The organism is Vibrio syngnathi, assembly GCF_002119525.1.
Lineage (GTDB): Bacteria > Pseudomonadota > Gammaproteobacteria > Enterobacterales > Vibrionaceae > Vibrio > Vibrio syngnathi.
On sequence record NZ_CP017916.1, the window covers coordinates 1,701,829 to 1,725,033 of the forward strand.

2 protein-coding genes are annotated in these 23,205 nt (G+C 54.0%); one reads left to right on the forward strand and one right to left on the reverse strand.

The window, feature by feature from the left end; genetic code table 11:
* The first annotated feature begins 75 nt into the window (after nucleotides 1–75).
* Entirely contained in the window at nucleotides 76–1,269 is a 1,194-nt protein-coding gene (locus tag K08M4_RS07940; RefSeq protein WP_086049489.1) for a class I SAM-dependent methyltransferase, read from the forward strand.
* A gap of 94 nt (nucleotides 1,270–1,363) precedes the next feature.
* Here the strand turns inward: K08M4_RS07940 and K08M4_RS07945 are convergent, their stop codons facing one another.
* Nucleotides 1,364–23,074 (reverse strand): Calx-beta domain-containing protein, encoded by a 21,711-nt coding sequence (locus tag K08M4_RS07945; RefSeq protein WP_086049490.1) that lies wholly within the window; start codon nucleotides 23,072–23,074, stop codon nucleotides 1,364–1,366.
* Between the last annotated feature and the right edge of the window lie 131 nt (nucleotides 23,075–23,205).

Here is a 23,205-nt window from a genome sequence, read left to right on the forward strand (position 1 = left end):
GCCCTTTCTTATTTGCTTTTCCCTTGTACTTCCCCGACAATACCCCTCCTTCAAATTCAACAAACAGAGTAAATTATGACTCCTTCAATTCATCTAGCTAAGGGCCGTGACAAATCACTACGCCGCAAACACCCATGGGTATTTTCACGCGGTATCGATAAAGTCGAAGGCGAGCCACAATCAGGTGAAACTGTAGACGTATACGCTCAAAATGGTCAGTGGCTCGCAAAAGCGGCTTACTCGCCGGAATCTCAAATTCGAGCTCGTGTTTGGACATTTGAAAAAAAAGAAATTAACAAAGCGTTCTTCGTAAAACGAATTCAAGACGCGCAATCACTGCGTGAAGACATCATTGAGCGTGATGGTTTAACTGGCTACCGTCTTACCGCTGCAGAGTCTGATGGACTGCCAGGTATCACTATCGACAAATATCAAGACTTCTTAGTTTGCCAACTACTAAGTGCGGGCGCTGAATTCAATAAGAGCGTATTGGTTGAAGCTTTAATCGAATGCTTCCCAGACTGTAATATTTACGAGCGTTCTGACGTAGCGGTCCGTAAAAAAGAAGGCCTAGAACAAGTTGTTGGCGTACTTCACGGTGAAGAGCCACCTAAGTCAGTGGTTATTGAAGAGAACGGCGTCAAAATCAGCGTAAACATCATGGAAGGTCACAAAACTGGCTTCTACATGGACCAACGTGACAGCCGCAAAGAATCGATGAAGTATGTTAAAGGCAAAGATGTCCTTAACTGTTTCTCTTACACTGGCGGTTTCGGCCTATACGCCCTAAAAGGTGATGCTAAGCGTGTAATCAACGCAGACGTTTCGCAGTTGGCTCTTGATACAGCTAAATTCAACGCTGAACTCAATGAATTTGATATCTCGAAAAAACGTGCGGTATTCTTAAACGCTGATGTATTCAAACTGCTTCGTGAATACCGAGACCAAGGCACTAAGTTTGACGTTGTGATCATGGACCCACCAAAGTTCGTTTCAAGCAAAAACAACCTAACGTCAGGCGCAAACGGCTACAAAGACGTGAACATGCTTGCAATGCAAATCCTAAACCCTGGTGGCACTCTACTCACCTACTCTTGCTCTGGCTTGATGGGCACTGATTTATTCCAAAAAATCATCGCTGACGCAGCTCTAGATGCTGGAAGAACCGTTAAATTTGTCGAGCGCTTCGAGCAAGCAGCCGATCACCTTACAGACACCGCATACCCAGAAGGCTTCTACCTAAAAGGTTTTGCCTGTAAAGTGTTGTAACCGTAGCGTGTTGCAACCTCAATGTAAGGTCTTCTTAAGCACGATGACTTTACTAAATTAAGATATAAAAAAAGGGCCTTTCGGCCCTTTTTGTTTAGTTGTCGTAGATTTTCAATATATCGTTTAATAGTCCACTCACATCTGAGATGGAACCGTTTGAGATATAACTATCAAATTGTTCAGCGCTATCTTGCAATATGATCTCCTGAGTTTTTCCACCATCTGTCACAGTCAACTTAAGATCTGCCGTTGACATATTGTCACCACCTTCGAGAGAAATACCAATCTTACTGCTTTGAAGTAGGCTATTAATGCTGTCAGAAGAGTCTGTATGAAGTAGATCGGAAATATCTATTTTATCAGCACCCTTAGTAAAGTCTGTAATTGTGTCTTTCTCACCATTACGGACACCAGAACCTTGATCGACAAACTTGAAGATATCATCATCACTACCGCCGGTTAAAATATCGTTACCAATACCACCGATAAGAATATCATCGCCAGCTCCGCCTTTAAGTGTATCGTGACCCGTGCCGCCTCGAAGGCCATCGGTACCTTCACCGCCGTCAATGACGTCATCGCCTGACCCGCCAAATATAACGTCTGAGCCACCTTCTCCGTAGATATAGTCACTACCGCCGCCACCATGAGCAACATCCAAGTTTGCTGTACTGTTATTAGTAGCAGCAATCTCACTATCTTCACCTTGGTTAGGGTTAAGTATTACGTTCGAATCGCGACCTTGAGTGAAAACATCTTTAATATAAGTGTTTATCGCATCTTGGTTAGACGCTTGCCCAGTATTTTGGTCCAAGACAGCATGACTATCACCAAGATAAATCACATCATCGCCCTGGCCAGTCCAAACAGCATCGCCAGCATCACCAACATTGATTGAAACACCTTTATTGATATCAACATTGTCTACAATCTTGTTGTAACCTGCTTGTCCATTGGTTACTGCAGGTGATCCTATCCAACTCAAATTATCATGAAGAACTTTAACAGAATCGATCATCTTGCCTGTAGACGACACATCTACGCTGCCTTTTGAACCCATAACATCAAATGAAATATGACTGCTACTTGTATCACCATCACCATCTTTCAATGTGTAATCGAAGTCTACGGTTTCAGGTCTAGCTTGTGGTTTGCCACCAAATTTGTACGAACCCGTATCCATATCGATACTCAAAGTGTACTTGCCATCGACCGTAACTTTTAACTCGTTTGTTGATTCATTTTTGGTAAAGCTGATCTTAGAGTTCTGCCCGATAGAACGAATAGTTGTGCCATCAAAATTGAACGTGACTCCATCAATAACTAACTGGCTAACATAACCACCATCAGCGCCAAAGCCACCATCTTGAGTTAAATGGCCGGACACTGTTTTAATGATAGATTGAGTAAGCACATCAGATAATCCATTTGCATCTTTAATAATAATTGCATCAGTATCTGCTCCTGACGAACTTCCTTTCGTGCCATCATAAGACACTCTATCAATTTGTCCGGAGTCGTTTAGGCTACCACTACTATTGATACCTATAGATTGGGATGTAATACCGTTAGATATAAGGTGATTAGCCCATTTTGTTTCTTCATTATCACTAATTGTTGCATCGTCGTGCCCATCTTGAGGCTTACCATCTGAGATGAAATAGCTGACATTATTTGCATTGTCTAGTTGCAAGTGTTCATCATGGTCCCAAGATTGACGAGCTTTTTTAACCGCATCATCATAATCGGTACCACCACCTGCAGTCAGTCTATTAACTAAATATTTAGCCTCAGATACTGTCATCCAAGCGCGACCATTAAACTCTAAACGAGTCGATCTACTATTGAAATCTATTAACTGGACTCTTACATCACCCATATCATGATACTGATCGAGCATCTTAGATACAGCAGCCTTCATAATAGCAAGTTTACCGTTAGAACTATTACTCATAGAACCCGATGTATCAAGAATCAGCTGAACGTTAGTATTTGACTTAGTTTCAGGCGAAACAGAGATGTCTATATTTTTCGCAACAGGTTGATCATCTTCTATCGAGACCGATATCTGCCCACCAGTGCTTGTCAGACCCGACGTGTCTTTAGCTATTACAGGAATCTGAAGAACTAGACTATCTTCACCGTTAACGTTCGTATGATCAACTGGCCCTTTTAAATGAATCTCGTAATGTCCGTCACTAGTCAACGTCGCTTCAATCACATTCTGTCCATTAGCCGAACCAACCAGCGTGTGACCACCGTTCGATACATTCCAAGTAACAAGGCTACCACTTGATGTAAGAGGCTGACCTGTAGATGTTGTAATGTTAATTGTGCTTGTTTCACTAAATACTGTGTCATGCAAGTTATTATTAGCGTCGGTAATAACTAGGTCACCCTGAATCGAATAAGCATCCGTTGAATCTGTAGGTAAACCGTTATTATCAGGGATACCATTCATTAAACCTTCTTCAGACAGGCTTACCGACTGATTCCTAACAATAGGAGCAACTTCATTATCTAGTATTGAGCCAGTACCTGTATCACCGCCAATACTGATCGTGTAATTTTCGGTATTTTCTACAAGAACATCATCTAATGTAGGAACAATGACCTTAAAGTTAGATACATGTTTAGGCACTATAATAAATTGTTTATCAGCACTCAGTTTAACGCCATCCGTAAACGAAATGTCTGCTTTTTTAACATCACTACTATTTGGGAAGTTAAATGAATATTTAACTTCTATATCAGAAGAACCTGTAAGTGCAACGCTGTACTCCAACACACCACCTTCTTTAACAGCAAGAGCATCGGACACACTTATTGCGGGTTTATCAGAAGCATCTTCATTTATAGAGCCCGTAGCTGATACACCATGCTGACCGTGATTAATGATTACATCTTTACTAGCATCAGTTGAAGATTGGAAAGGTATCTCACTCAACTTAATCCCAAAGTCTTCTGATGTTTCGAAACGGTTATCATTTACTGTATCTACATTAACTTTGAAATCCGTAACTCTCGCAGGAAGCGTGAATGTGCCATCCACTTCATTTACCGAAATAGTCTTAATCACTCCGCCAGAAACATAAGTGACTGTAACCCCAGCAAACGGTTTACTAATGTCCGCGGCTAAATCCTCAAGGTTTGCTTTGCCAACGCCATTAGAAAATTCAAACTCGACTTTCATCTCAATCGAGGCTTCAGACACCTTCGATAGTTGCCCATCAAATACGGCCGTGTTTCCTTCATCAACAGCATTAGCATTCGTCAATGTAAGCGTAGGGTTATCTGTATGATCTAACTTGATTGTACCCTGACCTTTCAGATCAGAATTAGCTTCATCAATACTTGACGTTCCGCCGACCTGAGATTTTGTATCTACAATGTGTAGTCCAAAACGTTCAGTCCATTCAAATTTATCGTCTTGCACGGTTTGAACTGTTACACGAAGCTCAGTTCTTCCTGCCGGAATTTCTACATAACCGTTAACGACGTTAGCAACTTGGAATACACCGTTAGCATCTTTGTATTCGTAAGTTAGGCTATTGGTATCAATATCATCAAATTCGGTATCGTAACCATTCGTTGTCGCTTCAAATTTAACATACTGTTTTTCAGACGAAGCTTCATTTAATGTCACTTTAAAGGATGCTTTATCACCTTCATTCACAGGCACAGCATCGTGTACTTTGATTGTTACGTCGTTGTCTTTGATTGAACTAACAGCCCTATTTGAACCATTTAGACCAGGCTTCGCTTGTTCGAAGACCGAGCCTGTGTCCAAATTTGAAATTGTAACAGCTAACTCTTCTTGTGTTTCTTTCAAAGGATCATTAATCGTCTGCACTTTGAAGCTGGTGCTGTTGCCCGTCACCGTTACGCTGCTTGGTAAGAGACTGGTGTCCGCGCCGCCTGCCGCTGCGCCACTCCAGTTCAGAGCCACGTCCACCGATTGACCCGCTGGTACGTCGACCACGTTGCCGGCCTTGTCCACTAACGTGATGGTGTACGTCAGTTCGCCACCTTCCGTCACGCTCGCTTGGTCTACGCTGATTTGCGCAAACACCGTGTCTTTCGGATTTGGATCCGTTGGGTCTGTTGTGGTTTCGTCAGTGATGGTGCTGTTCGCTTGACCGGCATTACCGGCGGCTGCCGCCACTTGCTCAAAGCTGTTGTCGGTGTCGGTCACGCCCGTCACTTGAACGTTCAGCGCTTCGCTGCCTTCATTCAACGCATCGTCGGTTGTCTGCACTTTAAAGTTGGCGCTGTGGTTGCCGCCCGTTACCGTTACGCTGCTTGGTAAGAGACTGGTGTCCGCGCCGCCTGCCGCTGCGCCACTCCAGTTCAGAGCCACGTCCACCGATTGACCCGCTGGCACGTCAACCACGTTGCCGGCCTTGTCCACTAACGTGATGGTGTACGTCAGTTCGCCACCTTCCGTCACGCTCGCTTGGTCTACGCTGATTTGCGCAAACACCGTGTCTTTCGGATTTGGATCCGTTGGGTCTGTTGTGGTTTCGTCAGTGATGGTGCTGTTCGCTTGACCGGCATTACCGGCGGCTGCCGCCACTTGCTCAAAGCTGTTGTCGGTGTCGGTCACGCCCGTCACTTGAACGTTCAGCGCTTCGCTGCCTTCATTCAACGCATCGTCGGTTGTCTGCACTTTAAAGTTGGCGCTGTGGTTGCCGCCCGTTACCGTTACGCTGCTTGGTAAGAGACTGGTGTCCGCGCCGCCTGCCGCTGCGCCACTCCAGTTCAGAGCCACGTCCACCGATTGACCCGCTGGCACGTCGACCACGTTGCCGGCCTTGTCCACTAACGTGATGGTGTACGTCAGTTCGCCACCTTCCGTCACGCTCGCTTGGTCTACGCTGATTTGCGCAAACACCGTGTCTTTCGGATTTGGATCCGTTGGGTCTGTTGTGGTTTCGTCAGTGATGGTGCTGTTCGCTTGACCCGCATTACCGGCGGCTGCCGCCACTTGCTCAAAGCTGTTGTCGGTGTCGGTCACGCCCGTCACTTGAACGTTCAGCGCTTCGCTGCCTTCATTCAACGCATCGTCGGTTGTCTGCACTTTAAAGTTGGCGCTGTGGTTGCCGCCCGTTACCGTTACGCTGCTTGGTAAGAGACTGGTGTCCGCGCCGCCTGCCGCTGCGCCACTCCAGTTCAGAGCCACGTCCACCGATTGACCCGCTGGTACGTCGACCACGTTGCCGGCCTTGTCCACTAACGTGATGGTGTACGTCAGTTCGCCACCTTCCGTCACGCTCGCTTGGTCTACGCTGATTTGCGCAAACACCGTGTCTTTCGGATTTGGATCCGTTGGGTCTGTTGTGGTTTCGTCAGTGATGGTGCTGTTCGCTTGACCGGCATTACCGGCGGCTGCCGCCACTTGCTCAAAGCTGTTGTCGGTGTCGGTCACGCCCGTCACTTGAACGTTCAGCGCTTCGCTGCCTTCATTCAACGCATCGTCGGTTGTCTGCACTTTAAAGTTGGCGCTGTGGTTGCCGCCCGTTACCGTTACGCTGCTTGGTAAGAGACTGGTGTCCGCGCCGCCTGCCGCTGCGCCACTCCAGTTCAGAGCCACGTCCACCGATTGACCCGCTGGTACGTCAACCACGTTGCCGGCCTTGTCCACTAACGTGATGGTGTACGTCAGTTCGCCACCTTCCGTCACGCTCGCTTGGTCTACGCTGATTTGCGCAAACACCGTGTCTTTCGGATTTGGATCCGTTGGGTCTGTTGTGGTTTCGTCAGTGATGGTGCTGTTCGCTTGACCCGCATTACCGGCGGCTGCCGCCACTTGCTCAAAGCTGTTGTCGGTGTCGGTCACGCCCGTCACTTGAACGTTCAGCGCTTCGCTGCCTTCATTCAACGCATCGTCGGTTGTCTGCACTTTAAAGTTGGCGCTGTGGTTGCCGCCCGTTACCGTTACGCTGCTTGGTAAGAGACTGGTGTCCGCGCCGCCTGCCGCTGCGCCACTCCAGTTCAGAGCCACGTCCACCGATTGACCCGCTGGTACGTCGACCACGTTGCCGGCCTTGTCCACTAACGTGATGGTGTACGTCAGTTCGCCACCTTCCGTCACGCTCGCTTGGTCTACGCTGATTTGCGCAAACACCGTGTCTTTCGGATTTGGATCCGTTGGGTCTGTTGTGGTTTCGTCAGTGATGGTGCTGTTCGCTTGACCGGCATTACCGGCGGCTGCCGCCACTTGCTCAAAGCTGTTGTCGGTGTCGGTCACGCCCGTCACTTGAACGTTCAGCGCTTCGCTGCCTTCATTCAACGCATCGTCGGTTGTCTGCACTTTAAAGTTGGCGCTGTGGTTGCCGCCCGTTACCGTTACGCTGCTTGGTAAGAGACTGGTGTCCGCGCCGCCTGCCGCTGCGCCACTCCAGTTCAGAGCCACGTCCACCGATTGACCCGCTGGTACGTCAACCACGTTGCCGGCCTTGTCCACTAACGTGATGGTGTACGTCAGTTCGCCACCTTCCGTCACGCTCGCTTGGTCTACGCTGATTTGCGCAAACACCGTGTCTTTCGGATTTGGATCCGTTGGGTCTGTTGTGGTTTCGTCAGTGATGGTGCTGTTCGCTTGACCCGCATTACCGGCGGCTGCCGCCACTTGCTCAAAGCTGTTGTCGGTGTCGGTCACGCCCGTCACTTGAACGTTCAGCGCTTCGCTGCCTTCATTCAACGCATCGTCGGTTGTCTGCACTTTAAAGTTGGCGCTGTGGTTGCCGCCCGTTACCGTTACGCTGCTTGGTAAGAGACTGGTGTCCGCGCCGCCTGCCGCTGCGCCACTCCAGTTCAGAGCCACGTCCACCGATTGACCCGCTGGCACGTCGACCACGTTGCCGGCCTTGTCCACTAACGTGATGGTGTACGTCAGTTCGCCACCTTCCGTCACGCTCGCTTGGTCTACGCTGATTTGCGCAAACACCGTGTCTTTCGGATTTGGATCCGTTGGGTCTGTTGTGGTTTCGTCAGTGATGGTGCTGTTCGCTTGACCCGCATTACCGGCGGCTGCCGCCACTTGCTCAAAGCTGTTGTCGGTGTCGGTCACGCCCGTCACTTGAACGTTCAGCGCTTCGCTGCCTTCATTCAACGCATCGTCGGTTGTCTGCACTTTAAAGTTGGCGCTGTGGTTGCCGCCCGTTACCGTTACGCTGCTTGGTAAGAGACTGGTGTCCGCGCCGCCTGCCGCTGCGCCACTCCAGTTCAGAGCCACGTCCACCGATTGACCCGCTGGCACGTCGACCACGTTGCCGGCCTTGTCCACTAACGTGATGGTGTACGTCAGTTCGCCACCTTCCGTCACGCTCGCTTGGTCTACGCTGATTTGCGCAAACACCGTGTCTTTCGGATTTGGATCCGTTGGGTCTGTTGTGGTTTCGTCAGTGATGGTGCTGTTCGCTTGACCCGCATTACCGGCGGCTGCCGCCACTTGCTCAAAGCTGTTGTCGGTGTCGGTCACGCCCGTCACTTGAACGTTCAGCGCTTCGCTGCCTTCATTCAACGCATCGTCGGTTGTCTGCACTTTAAAGTTGGCGCTGTGGTTGCCGCCCGTTACCGTTACGCTGCTTGGTAAGAAACTGGTGTCCGCGCCGCCTGCCGCTGCGCCACTCCAGTTCAGAGCCACGTCCACCGATTGACCCGCTGGTACGTCAACCACGTTGCCGGCCTTGTCCACTAACGTGATGGTGTACGTCAGTTCGCCACCTTCCGTCACGCTCGCTTGGTCTACGCTGATTTGCGCAAACACCGTGTCTTTCGGATTTGGATCCGTTGGGTCTGTTGTGGTTTCGTCAGTGATGGTGCTGTTCGCTTGACCCGCATTACCGGCGGCTGCCGCCACTTGCTCAAAGCTGTTGTCGGTGTCGGTCACGCCCGTCACTTGAACGTTCAGCGCTTCGCTGCCTTCATTCAACGCATCGTCGGTTGTCTGCACTTTAAAGTTGGCGCTGTGGTTGCCGCCCGTTACCGTTACGCTGCTTGGTAAGAGACTGGTGTCCGCGCCGCCTGCCGCTGCGCCACTCCAGTTCAGAGCCACGTCCACCGATTGACCCGCTGGCACGTCGACCACGTTGCCGGCCTTGTCCACTAACGTGATGGTGTACGTCAGTTCGCCACCTTCCGTCACGCTCGCTTGGTCTACGCTGATTTGCGCAAACACCGTGTCTTTCGGATTTGGATCCGTTGGGTCTGTTGTGGTTTCGTCAGTGATGGTGCTGTTCGCTTGACCGGCATTACCGGCGGCTGCCGCCACTTGCTCAAAGCTGTTGTCGGTGTCGGTCACGCCCGTCACTTGAACGTTCAGCGCTTCGCTGCCTTCATTCAACGCATCGTCGGTTGTCTGCACTTTAAAGTTGGCGCTGTGGTTGCCGCCCGTTACCGTTACGCTGCTTGGTAAGAGACTGGTGTCCGCGCCGCCTGCCGCTGCGCCACTCCAGTTCAGAGCCACGTCCACCGATTGACCCGCTGGCACGTCGACCACGTTGCCGGCCTTGTCCACTAACGTGATGGTGTACGTCAGTTCGCCACCTTCCGTCACGCTCGCTTGGTCTACGCTGATTTGCGCAAACACCGTGTCTTTCGGATTTGGATCCGTTGGGTCTGTTGTGGTTTCGTCAGTGATGGTGCTGTTCGCTTGACCCGCATTACCGGCGGCTGCCGCCACTTGCTCAAAGCTGTTGTCGGTGTCGGTCACGCCCGTCACTTGAACGTTCAGCGCTTCGCTGCCTTCATTCAACGCATCGTCGGTTGTCTGCACTTTAAAGTTGGCGCTGTGGTTGCCGCCCGTTACCGTTACGCTGCTTGGTAAGAGACTGGTGTCCGCGCCGCCTGCCGCTGCGCCACTCCAGTTCAGAGCCACGTCCACCGATTGACCCGCTGGCACGTCGACCACGTTGCCGGCCTTGTCCACTAACGTGATGGTGTACGTCAGTTCGCCACCTTCCGTCACGCTCGCTTGGTCTACGCTGATTTGCGCAAACACCGTGTCTTTCGGATTTGGATCCGTTGGGTCTGTTGTGGTTTCGTCAGTGATGGTGCTGTTCGCTTGACCGGCATTACCGGCGGCTGCCGCCACTTGCTCAAAGCTGTTGTCGGTGTCGGTCACGCCCGTCACTTGAACGTTCAGCGCTTCGCTGCCTTCATTCAACGCATCGTCGGTTGTCTGCACTTTAAAGTTGGCGCTGTGGTTGCCGCCCGTTACCGTTACGCTGCTTGGTAAGAGACTGGTGTCCGCGCCGCCTGCCGCTGCGCCACTCCAGTTCAGAGCCACGTCCACCGATTGACCCGCTGGCACGTCGACCACGTTGCCGGCCTTGTCCACTAACGTGATGGTGTACGTCAGTTCGCCACCTTCCGTCACGCTCGCTTGGTCTACGCTGATTTGCGCAAACACCGTGTCTTTCGGATTTGGATCCGTTGGGTCTGTTGTGGTTTCGTCAGTGATGGTGCTGTTCGCTTGACCGGCATTACCGGCGGCTGCCGCCACTTGCTCAAAGCTGTTGTCGGTGTCGGTCACGCCCGTCACTTGAACGTTCAGCGCTTCGCTGCCTTCATTCAACGCATCGTCGGTTGTCTGCACTTTAAAGTTGGCGCTGTGGTTGCCGCCCGTTACCGTTACGCTGCTTGGTAAGAGACTGGTGTCCGCGCCGCCTGCCGCTGCGCCACTCCAGTTCAGAGCCACGTCCACCGATTGACCCGCTGGCACGTCGACCACGTTGCCGGCCTTGTCCACTAACGTGATGGTGTACGTCAGTTCGCCACCTTCCGTCACGCTCGCTTGGTCTACGCTGATTTGCGCAAACACCGTGTCTTTCGGATTTGGATCCGTTGGGTCTGTTGTGGTTTCGTCAGTGATGGTGCTGTTCGCTTGACCGGCATTACCGGCGGCTGCCGCCACTTGCTCAAAGCTGTTGTCGGTGTCGGTCACGCCCGTCACTTGAACGTTCAGCGCTTCGCTGCCTTCATTCAACGCATCGTCGGTTGTCTGCACTTTAAAGTTGGCGCTGTGGTTGCCGCCCGTTACCGTTACGCTGCTTGGTAAGAGACTGGTGTCCGCGCCGCCTGCCGCTGCGCCACTCCAGTTCAGAGCCACGTCCACCGATTGACCCGCTGGCACGTCGACCACGTTGCCGGCCTTGTCCACTAACGTGATGGTGTACGTCAGTTCGCCACCTTCCGTCACGCTCGCTTGGTCTACGCTGATTTGCGCAAACACCGTGTCTTTCGGATTTGGATCCGTTGGGTCTGTTGTGGTTTCGTCAGTGATGGTGCTGTTCGCTTGACCGGCATTACCGGCGGCTGCCGCCACTTGCTCAAAGCTGTTGTCGGTGTCGGTCACGCCCGTCACTTGAACGTTCAGCGCTTCGCTGCCTTCATTCAACGCATCGTCGGTTGTCTGCACTTTAAAGTTGGCGCTGTGGTTGCCGCCCGTTACCGTTACGCTGCTTGGTAAGAGACTGGTGTCCGCGCCGCCTGCCGCTGCGCCACTCCAGTTCAGAGCCACGTCCACCGATTGACCCGCTGGCACGTCGACCACGTTGCCGGCCTTGTCCACTAACGTGATGGTGTACGTCAGTTCGCCACCTTCCGTCACGCTCGCTTGGTCTACGCTGATTTGCGCAAACACCGTGTCTTTCGGATTTGGATCCGTTGGGTCTGTTGTGGTTTCGTCAGTGATGGTGCTGTTCGCTTGACCCGCATTACCGGCGGCTGCCGCCACTTGCTCAAAGCTGTTGTCGGTGTCGGTCACGCCCGTCACTTGAACGTTCAGCGCTTCGCTGCCTTCATTCAACGCATCGTCGGTTGTCTGCACTTTAAAGTTGGCGCTGTGGTTGCCGCCCGTTACCGTTACGCTGCTTGGTAAGAGACTGGTGTCCGCGCCGCCTGCCGCTGCGCCACTCCAGTTCAGAGCCACGTCCACCGATTGACCCGCTGGCACGTCGACCACGTTGCCGGCCTTGTCCACTAACGTGATGGTGTACGTCAGTTCGCCACCTTCCGTCACGCTCGCTTGGTCTACGCTGATTTGCGCAAACACCGTGTCTTTCGGATTTGGATCCGTTGGGTCTGTTGTGGTTTCGTCAGTGATGGTGCTGTTCGCTTGACCGGCATTACCGGCGGCTGCCGCCACTTGCTCAAAGCTGTTGTCGGTGTCGGTCACGCCCGTCACTTGAACGTTCAGCGCTTCGCTGCCTTCATTCAACGCATCGTCGGTTGTCTGCACTTTAAAGTTGGCGCTGTGGTTGCCGCCCGTTACCGTTACGCTGCTTGGTAAGAGACTGGTGTCCGCGCCGCCTGCCGCTGCGCCACTCCAGTTCAGAGCCACGTCCACCGATTGACCCGCTGGCACGTCGACCACGTTGCCGGCCTTGTCCACTAACGTGATGGTGTACGTCAGTTCGCCACCTTCCGTCACGCTCGCTTGGTCTACGCTGATTTGCGCAAACACCGTGTCTTTCGGATTTGGATCCGTTGGGTCTGTTGTGGTTTCGTCAGTGATGGTGCTGTTCGCTTGACCGGCATTACCGGCGGCTGCCGCCACTTGCTCAAAGCTGTTGTCGGTGTCGGTCACGCCCGTCACTTGAACGTTCAGCGCTTCGCTGCCTTCATTCAACGCATCGTCGGTTGTCTGCACTTTAAAGTTGGCGCTGTGGTTGCCGCCCGTTACCGTTACGCTGCTTGGTAAGAGACTGGTGTCCGCGCCGCCTGCCGCTGCGCCACTCCAGTTCAGAGCCACGTCCACCGATTGACCCGCTGGCACGTCGACCACGTTGCCGGCCTTGTCCACTAACGTGATGGTGTACGTCAGTTCGCCACCTTCCGTCACGCTCGCTTGGTCTACGCTGATTTGCGCAAACACCGTGTCTTTCGGATTTGGATCCGTTGGGTCTGTTGTGGTTTCGTCAGTGATGGTGCTGTTCGCTTGACCGGCATTACCGGCGGCTGCCGCCACTTGCTCAAAGCTGTTGTCGGTGTCGGTCACGCCCGTCACTTGAACGTTCAGCGCTTCGCTGCCTTCATTCAACGCATCGTCGGTTGTCTGCACTTTAAAGTTGGCGCTGTGGTTGCCGCCCGTTACCGTTACGCTGCTTGGTAAGAGACTGGTGTCCGCGCCGCCTGCCGCTGCGCCACTCCAGTTCAGAGCCACGTCCACCGATTGACCCGCTGGCACGTCGACCACGTTGCCGGCCTTGTCCACTAACGTGATGGTGTACGTCAGTTCGCCACCTTCCGTCACGCTCGCTTGGTCTACGCTGATTTGCGCAAACACCGTGTCTTTCGGATTTGGATCCGTTGGGTCTGTTGTGGTTTCGTCAGTGATGGTGCTGTTCGCTTGACCCGCATTACCGGCGGCTGCCGCCACTTGCTCAAAGCTGTTGTCGGTGTCGGTCACGCCCGTCACTTGAACGTTCAGCGCTTCGCTGCCTTCATTCAACGCATCGTCGGTTGTCTGCACTTTAAAGTTGGCGCTGTGGTTGCCGCCCGTTACCGTTACGCTGCTTGGTAAGAGACTGGTGTCCGCGCCGCCTGCCGCTGCGCCACTCCAGTTCAGAGCCACGTCCACCGATTGACCCGCTGGCACGTCGACCACGTTGCCGGCCTTGTCCACTAACGTGATGGTGTACGTCAGTTCGCCACCTTCCGTCACGCTCGCTTGGTCTACGCTGATTTGCGCAAACACCGTGTCTTTCGGATTTGGATCCGTTGGGTCTGTTGTGGTTTCGTCAGTGATGGTGCTGTTCGCTTGACCCGCATTACCGGCGGCTGCCGCCACTTGCTCAAAGCTGTTGTCGGTGTCGGTCACGCCCGTCACTTGAACGTTCAGCGCTTCGCTGCCTTCATTCAACGCATCGTCGGTTGTCTGCACTTTAAAGTTGGCGCTGTGGTTGCCGCCCGTTACCGTTACGCTGCTTGGTAAGAAACTGGTGTCCGCGCCGCCTGCCGCTGCGCCACTCCAGTTCAGAGCCACGTCCACCGATTGACCCGCTGGTACGTCAACCACGTTGCCGGCCTTGTCCACTAACGTGATGGTGTACGTCAGTTCGCCACCTTCCGTCACGCTCGCTTGGTCTACGCTGATTTGCGCAAACACCGTGTCTTTCGGATTTGGATCCGTTGGGTCTGTTGTGGTTTCGTCAGTGATGGTGCTGTTCGCTTGACCCGCATTACCGGCGGCTGCCGCCACTTGCTCAAAGCTGTTGTCGGTGTCGGTCACGCCCGTCACTTGAACGTTCAGCGCTTCGCTGCCTTCATTCAACGCATCGTCGGTTGTCTGCACTTTAAAGTTGGCGCTGTGGTTGCCGCCCGTTACCGTTACGCTGCTTGGTAAGAGACTGGTGTCCGCGCCGCCTGCCGCTGCGCCACTCCAGTTCAGAGCCACGTCCACCGATTGACCCGCTGGCACGTCGACCACGTTGCCGGCCTTGTCCACTAACGTGATGGTGTACGTCAGTTCGCCACCTTCCGTCACGCTCGCTTGGTCTACGCTGATTTGCGCAAACACCGTGTCTTTCGGATTTGGATCCGTTGGGTCTGTTGTGGTTTCGTCAGTGATGGTGCTGTTCGCTTGACCGGCATTACCGGCGGCTGCCGCCACTTGCTCAAAGCTGTTGTCGGTGTCGGTCACGCCCGTCACTTGAACGTTCAGCGCTTCGCTGCCTTCATTCAACGCATCGTCGGTTGTCTGCACTTTAAAGTTGGCGCTGTGGTTGCCGCCCGTTACCGTTACGCTGCTTGGTAAGAGACTGGTGTCCGCGCCGCCTGCCGCTGCGCCACTCCAGTTCAGAGCCACGTCCACCGATTGACCCGCTGGCACGTCGACCACGTTGCCGGCCTTGTCCACTAACGTGATGGTGTACGTCAGTTCGCCACCTTCCGTCACGCTCGCTTGGTCTACGCTGATTTGCGCAAACACCGTGTCTTTCGGATTTGGATCCGTTGGGTCTGTTGTGGTTTCGTCAGTGATGGTGCTGTTCGCTTGACCCGCATTACCGGCGGCTGCCGCCACTTGCTCAAAGCTGTTGTCGGTGTCGGTCACGCCCGTCACTTGAACGTTCAGCGCTTCGCTGCCTTCATTCAACGCATCGTCGGTTGTCTGCACTTTAAAGTTGGCGCTGTGGTTGCCGCCCGTTACCGTTACGCTGCTTGGTAAGAGACTGGTGTCCGCGCCGCCTGCCGCTGCGCCACTCCAGTTCAGAGCCACGTCCACCGATTGACCCGCTGGCACGTCGACCACGTTGCCGGCCTTGTCCACTAACGTGATGGTGTACGTCAGTTCGCCACCTTCCGTCACGCTCGCTTGGTCTACGCTGATTTGCGCAAACACCGTGTCTTTCGGATTTGGATCCGTTGGGTCTGTTGTGGTTTCGTCAGTGATGGTGCTGTTCGCTTGACCCGCATTACCGGCGGCTGCCGCCACTTGCTCAAAGCTGTTGTCGGTGTCGGTCACGCCCGTCACTTGAACGTTCAGCGCTTCGCTGCCTTCATTCAACGCATCGTCGGTTGTCTGCACTTTAAAGTTGGCGCTGTGGTTGCCGCCCGTTACCGTTACGCTGCTTGGTAAGAGACTGGTGTCCGCGCCGCCTGCCGCTGCGCCACTCCAGTTCAGAGCCACGTCCACCGATTGACCCGCTGGCACGTCGACCACGTTGCCGGCCTTGTCCACTAACGTGATGGTGTACGTCAGTTCGCCACCTTCCGTCACGCTCGCTTGGTCTACGCTGATTTGCGCAAACACCGTGTCTTTCGGATTTGGATCCGTTGGGTCTGTTGTGGTTTCGTCAGTGATGGTGCTGTTCGCTTGACCGGCATTACCGGCGGCTGCCGCCACTTGCTCAAAGCTGTTGTCGGTGTCGGTCACGCCCGTCACTTGAACGTTCAGCGCTTCGCTGCCTTCATTCAACGCATCGTCGGTTGTCTGCACTTTAAAGTTGGCGCTGTGGTTGCCGCCCGTTACCGTTACGCTGCTTGGTAAGAGACTGGTGTCCGCGCCGCCTGCCGCTGCGCCACTCCAGTTCAGAGCCACGTCCACCGATTGACCCGCTGGCACGTCGACCACGTTGCCGGCCTTGTCCACTAACGTGATGGTGTACGTCAGTTCGCCACCTTCCGTCACGCTCGCTTGGTCTACGCTGATTTGCGCAAACACCGTGTCTTTCGGATTTGGATCCGTTGGGTCTGTTGTGGTTTCGTCAGTGATGGTGCTGTTCGCTTGACCCGCATTACCGGCGGCTGCCGCCACTTGCTCAAAGCTGTTGTCGGTGTCGGTCACGCCCGTCACTTGAACGTTCAGCGCTTCGCTGCCTTCATTCAACGCATCGTCGGTTGTCTGCACTTTAAAGTTGGCGCTGTGGTTGCCGCCCGTTACCGTTACGCTGCTTGGTAAGAGACTGGTGTCCGCGCCGCCTGCCGCTGCGCCACTCCAGTTCAGAGCCACGTCCACCGATTGACCCGCTGGCACGTCGACCACGTTGCCGGCCTTGTCCACTAACGTGATGGTGTACGTCAGTTCGCCACCTTCCGTCACGCTCGCTTGGTCTACGCTGATTTGCGCAAACACCGTGTCTTTCGGATTTGGATCCGTTGGGTCTGTTGTGGTTTCGTCAGTGATGGTGCTGTTCGCTTGACCCGCATTACCGGCGGCTGCCGCCACTTGCTCAAAGCTGTTGTCGGTGTCGGTCACGCCCGTCACTTGAACGTTCAGCGCTTCGCTGCCTTCATTCAACGCATCGTCGGTTGTCTGCACTTTAAAGTTGGCGCTGTGGTTGCCGCCCGTTACCGTTACGCTGCTTGGTAAGAGACTGGTGTCCGCGCCGCCTGCCGCTGCGCCACTCCAGTTCAGAGCCACGTCCACCGATTGACCCGCTGGCACGTCGACCACGTTGCCGGCCTTGTCCACTAACGTGATGGTGTACGTCAGTTCGCCACCTTCCGTCACGCTCGCTTGGTCTACGCTGATTTGCGCAAACACCGTGTCTTTCGGATTTGGATCCGTTGGGTCTGTTGTGGTTTCGTCAGTGATGGTGCTGTTCGCTTGACCGGCATTACCGGCGGCTGCCGCCACTTGCTCAAAGCTGTTGTCGGTGTCGGTCACGCCCGTCACTTGAACGTTCAGCGCTTCGCTGCCTTCATTCAACGCATCGTCGGTTGTCTGCACTTTAAAGTTGGCGCTGTGGTTGCCGCCCGTTACCGTTACGCTGCTTGGTAAGAGACTGGTGTCCGCGCCGCCTGCCGCTGCGCCACTCCAGTTCAGAGCCACGTCCACCGATTGACCCGCTGGCACGTCGACCACGTTGCCGGCCTTGTCCACTAACGTGATGGTGTACGTCAGTTCGCCACCTTCCGTCACGCTCGCTTGGTCTACGCTGATTTGCGCAAACACCGTGTCTTTCGGATTTGGATCCGTTGGGTCTGTTGTGGTTTCGTCAGTGATGGTGCTGTTCGCTTGACCGGCATTACCGGCGGCTGCCGCCACTTGCTCAAAGCTGTTGTCGGTGTCGGTCACGCCCGTCACTTGAACGTTCAGCGCTTCGCTGCCTTCATTCAACGCATCGTCGGTTGTCTGCACTTTAAAGTTGGCGCTGTGGTTGCCGCCCGTTACCGTTACGCTGCTTGGTAAGAGACTGGTGTCCGCGCCGCCTGCCGCTGCGCCACTCCAGTTCAGAGCCACGTCCACCGATTGACCCGCTGGCACGTCGACCACGTTGCCGGCCTTGTCCACTAACGTGATGGTGTACGTCAGTTCGCCACCTTCCGTCACGCTCGCTTGGTCTACGCTGATTTGCGCAAACACCGTGTCTTTCGGATTTGGATCCGTTGGGTCTGTTGTGGTTTCGTCAGTGATGGTGCTGTTCGCTTGACCCGCATTACCGGCGGCTGCCGCCACTTGCTCAAAGCTGTTGTCGGTGTCGGTCACGCCCGTCACTTGAACGTTCAGCGCTTCGCTGCCTTCATTCAACGCATCGTCGGTTGTCTGCACTTTAAAGTTGGCGCTGTGGTTGCCGCCCGTTACCGTTACGCTGCTTGGTAAGAGACTGGTGTCCGCGCCGCCTGCCGCTGCGCCACTCCAGTTCAGAGCCACGTCCACCGATTGACCCGCTGGCACGTCGACCACGTTGCCGGCCTTGTCCACTAACGTGATGGTGTACGTCAGTTCGCCACCTTCCGTCACGCTCGCTTGGTCTACGCTGATTTGCGCAAACACCGTGTCTTTCGGATTTGGATCCGTTGGGTCTGTTGTGGTTTCGTCAGTGATGGTGCTGTTCGCTTGACCGGCATTACCGGCGGCTGCCGCCACTTGCTCAAAGCTGTTGTCGGTGTCGGTCACGCCCGTCACTTGAACGTTCAGCGCTTCGCTGCCTTCATTCAACGCATCGTCGGTTGTCTGCACTTTAAAGTTGGCGCTGTGGTTGCCGCCCGTTACCGTTACGCTGCTTGGTAAGAGACTGGTGTCCGCGCCGCCTGCCGCTGCGCCACTCCAGTTCAGAGCCACGTCCACCGATTGACCCGCTGGCACGTCGACCACGTTGCCGGCCTTGTCCACTAACGTGATGGTGTACGTCAGTTCGCCACCTTCCGTCACGCTCGCTTGGTCTACGCTGATTTGCGCAAACACCGTGTCTTTCGGATTTGGATCCGTTGGGTCTGTTGTGGTTTCGTCAGTGATGGTGCTGTTCGCTTGACCCGCATTACCGGCGGCTGCCGCCACTTGCTCAAAGCTGTTGTCGGTGTCGGTCACGCCCGTCACTTGAACGTTCAGCGCTTCGCTGCCTTCATTCAACGCATCGTCGGTTGTCTGCACTTTAAAGTTGGCGCTGTGGTTGCCGCCCGTTACCGTTACGCTGCTTGGTAAGAGACTGGTGTCCGCGCCGCCTGCCGCTGCGCCACTCCAGTTCAGAGCCACGTCCACCGATTGACCCGCTGGCACGTCGACCACGTTGCCGGCCTTGTCCACTAACGTGATGGTGTACGTCAGTTCGCCACCTTCCGTCACGCTCGCTTGGTCTACGCTGATTTGCGCAAACACCGTGTCTTTCGGATTTGGATCCGTTGGGTCTGTTGTGGTTTCGTCAGTGATGGTGCTGTTCGCTTGACCCGCATTACCGGCGGCTGCCGCCACTTGCTCAAAGCTGTTGTCGGTGTCGGTCACGCCCGTCACTTGAACGTTCAGCGCTTCGCTGCCTTCATTCAACGCATCGTCGGTTGTCTGCACTTTAAAGTTGGCGCTGTGGTTGCCGCCCGTTACCGTTACGCTGCTTGGTAAGAGACTGGTGTCCGCGCCGCCTGCCGCTGCGCCACTCCAGTTCAGAGCCACGTCCACCGATTGACCCGCTGGTACGTCAACCACGTTGCCGGCCTTGTCCACTAACGTGATGGTGTACGTCAGTTCGCCACCTTCCGTCACGCTCGCTTGGTCTACGCTGATTTGCGCAAACACCGTGTCTTTCGGATTTGGATCCGTTGGGTCTGTTGTGGTTTCGTCAGTGATGGTGCTGTTCGCTTGACCCGCATTACCGGCGGCTGCCGCCACTTGCTCAAAGCTGTTGTCGGTGTCGGTCACGCCCGTCACTTGAACGTTCAGCGCTTCGCTGCCTTCATTCAACGCATCGTCGGTTGTCTGCACTTTAAAGTTGGCGCTGTGGTTGCCGCCCGTTACCGTTACGCTGCTTGGTAAGAGACTGGTGTCCGCGCCGCCTGCCGCTGCGCCACTCCAGTTCAGAGCCACGTCCACCGATTGACCCGCTGGCACGTCGACCACGTTGCCGGCCTTGTCCACTAACGTGATGGTGTACGTCAGTTCGCCACCTTCCGTCACGCTCGCTTGGTCTACGCTGATTTGCGCAAACACCGTGTCTTTCGGATTTGGATCCGTTGGGTCTGTTGTGGTTTCGTCAGTGATGGTGCTGTTCGCTTGACCCGCATTACCGGCGGCTGCCGCCACTTGCTCAAAGCTGTTGTCGGTGTCGGTCACGCCCGTCACTTGAACGTTCAGCGCTTCGCTGCCTTCATTCAACGCATCGTCGGTTGTCTGCACTTTAAAGTTGGCGCTGTGGTTGCCGCCCGTTACCGTTACGCTGCTTGGTAAGAGACTGGTGTCCGCGCCGCCTGCCGCTGCGCCACTCCAGTTCAGAGCCACGTCCACCGATTGACCCGCTGGTACGTCAACCACGTTGCCGGCCTTGTCCACTAACGTGATGGTGTACGTCAGTTCGCCACCTTCCGTCACGCTCGCTTGGTCTACGCTGATTTGCGCAAACACCGTGTCTTTCGGATTTGGATCCGTTGGGTCTGTTGTGGTTTCGTCAGTGATGGTGCTGTTCGCTTGACCCGCATTACCGGCGGCTGCCGCCACTTGCTCAAAGCTGTTGTCGGTGTCGGTCACGCCCGTCACTTGAACGTTCAGCGCTTCGCTGCCTTCATTCAACGCATCGTCGGTTGTCTGCACTTTAAAGTTGGCGCTGTGGTTGCCGCCCGTTACCGTTACGCTGCTTGGTAAGAGACTGGTGTCCGCGCCGCCTGCCGCTGCGCCACTCCAGTTCAGAGCCACGTCCACCGATTGACCCGCTGGTACGTCAACCACGTTGCCGGCCTTGTCCACTAACGTGATGGTGTACGTCAGTTCGCCACCTTCCGTCACGCTCGCTTGGTCTACGCTGATTTGCGCAAACACCGTGTCTTTCGGATTTGGATCCGTTGGGTCTGTTGTGGTTTCGTCAGTGATAGTTCCGGTACCAAAATCGGATATATTTAAAGTATTGTTAGCATCCCCAACAGTACCACTCACATTGACATTTAATTTGAAGTTTTCGGCCCCTTCTAGGTAGGGGTCGTCTTGAGTTGCTACGACTACGGTAATGCCAACTGCGTTGCCTGGGATGCTCAACGTCTTACCATTTTCAACGGTGGTGCTCACCGCTTGACCTTCCACCGTGTAGCTTACGTTCAGCATTACTTTGCCGCTCGTGGCTACAAAGTCGGCGATCTCAGCGCTGTCGCTCACGTCCAAATCGAACTTGTACGTCAGGTCGGCGTCGACCGCATTCGACAGACTTACGGCAAAACTTGCGCTTTGACCTTCAACCACTAGTGCTGCATCACCAACAGTTAGTGTAGGTTTATCGTTGTCTGCAGGTTTACCTGGGTCAACAGGGCCTGTACCGTCATCTTTGATGGTTAGCTCACCCGTACCTGAGCCTGTCACGCCGGTTGCACCCGTCACTTTCAAGCTCAGCTTCTCATCACCTTCGTACGTGCCGTCGTCTTTGGTCGCTACTTCAACAACCAGCTTAGTTTCACCCGCTTTTACTGTGTAAGAGCCGTCAGCGTTCGGTGTCACTACGTTACCCGCCGCATCTTTCACCACGATGCTGGTGATGTCGTCCGCTGTTGCTGTGCCGTACAGGGTCTCTAGCGTTACGCTCACGTCGACCGATGATGCTTTGCTTAAGCTCACATCGAAACTTGCGGTTGAGCCTTCGTTAATCAATTTACTGTCTTCGATGCTCACCGACGGGCGGTCATCTGGATTCACTGGGGAAGTAGGATCGGTTGGGTCTACAGGCCCAGTGCCATCATCTTTGATGGTTAGCTCACCCGTACCTGAGCCTGTCACGCCGGTTGCACCCGTCACTTTCAAGCTCAGCTTCTCATCACCTTCGTACGTGCCGTCGTCTTTGGTCGCCACTTCAACGGTTAACTTCGTTTCACCCGCTTTTACTGTGTAAGAGCCGTCAGCGTTCGGTGTCACTACGTTACCCGCCGCATCTTTCACCACGATGCTGGTGATATCGTCGGCTGTCGCAGTGCCGTACAGGGTCTCTAGCGTTACGCTCACGTCGACTGACGCAGCTTTACTTAAGCTAACATCGAAACTCGCGGTTGAGCCTTCGTTAATCACTTTGCTGTCTTCGATGCTCACCGATGGGCGATCATCTGGGTTCACTGGTGGGTTCGTTGGGTCAACAGGGCCTGTACCGTCATCTTTGATGGTTAGCTCACCCGTACCTGAGCCTGTCACGCCCGTCGCACCCGTCACTTTCAGGCTCAGTTTCTCATCACCTTCGTACGTGCCGTCTTCTTTGGTCTCGACTTCAACGATTAACTTAGTTTCACCCGCTTTGACGGTGTAAGAGCCGTCGGCGTTCGCCGTCACTACGTTACCCGCGGCATCTTTCACAACAATGCTTGTGATGTCGTCCGCTGTTGCCGTTCCGTATAACGCCTCTAGCGTAACGCTAACATCGCCTGACGCAGCTTTACTTAGACTTACGTCGAAAATTGCTGTTGAGCCTTCATTAATAATTTGGCTGTCTTCGATACTTACGGTTGGCTCAACTTCTATTGAACGGAACAGATCAAGCAAACTCAAGCTTTGAGTTCGGGACAAACCCAAGCCTTCGAAACCAGTTGTTACAAATTCGGTAACTGGGATGGTTTCGTCACCATCACGCTCAATGGTTCCACTGCTCACTAAGCTCGAACCACTTACACCAGCAGCAGTTGCGAACTCTTCGCCTAACTCTGTAGGATCTTGCCCTTCTTCTAAAGCGGCAAAAATATTTTCAATGTCTTGGTCAAGATCGACTTCATCGCCATCTTTTCCTTGTGGCGTAAAGCGCTTAACTGAAATCTGAGATTCAGAATTTGCATTTTGGGATTCTAAAACGACATCCCCAGCTTGTAATGGCTGGCCGTCTTCTAGGACCTTGATTGTGCCATCTATCGAAATAACAATGCGTTGACCTAATGCTAATGCACCGCTCGCATTCAATACTGTCATGTCCATATAAATCCCTAAGCTCATTTTCTGTTCGCGACGTCAAAATAGTGACATCAATTCTATAATCTAGTGACAATATAACATCTAATGTCATATAATTCCTAGCTATGAATTGCATGTTTAATAACTTACAATGT

Excerpts from the sequence above, each read along its gene's own strand:
- K08M4_RS07945 (WP_086049490.1), bottom strand. The coding sequence starts at position 23,074 with ATGGACATGACAGTATTGAATGCGAGCGGTGCATTAGCATTAGGTCAA.
- K08M4_RS07940 (WP_086049489.1), top strand. The coding sequence starts at position 76 with ATGACTCCTTCAATTCATCTAGCTAAGGGCCGTGACAAATCACTACGC.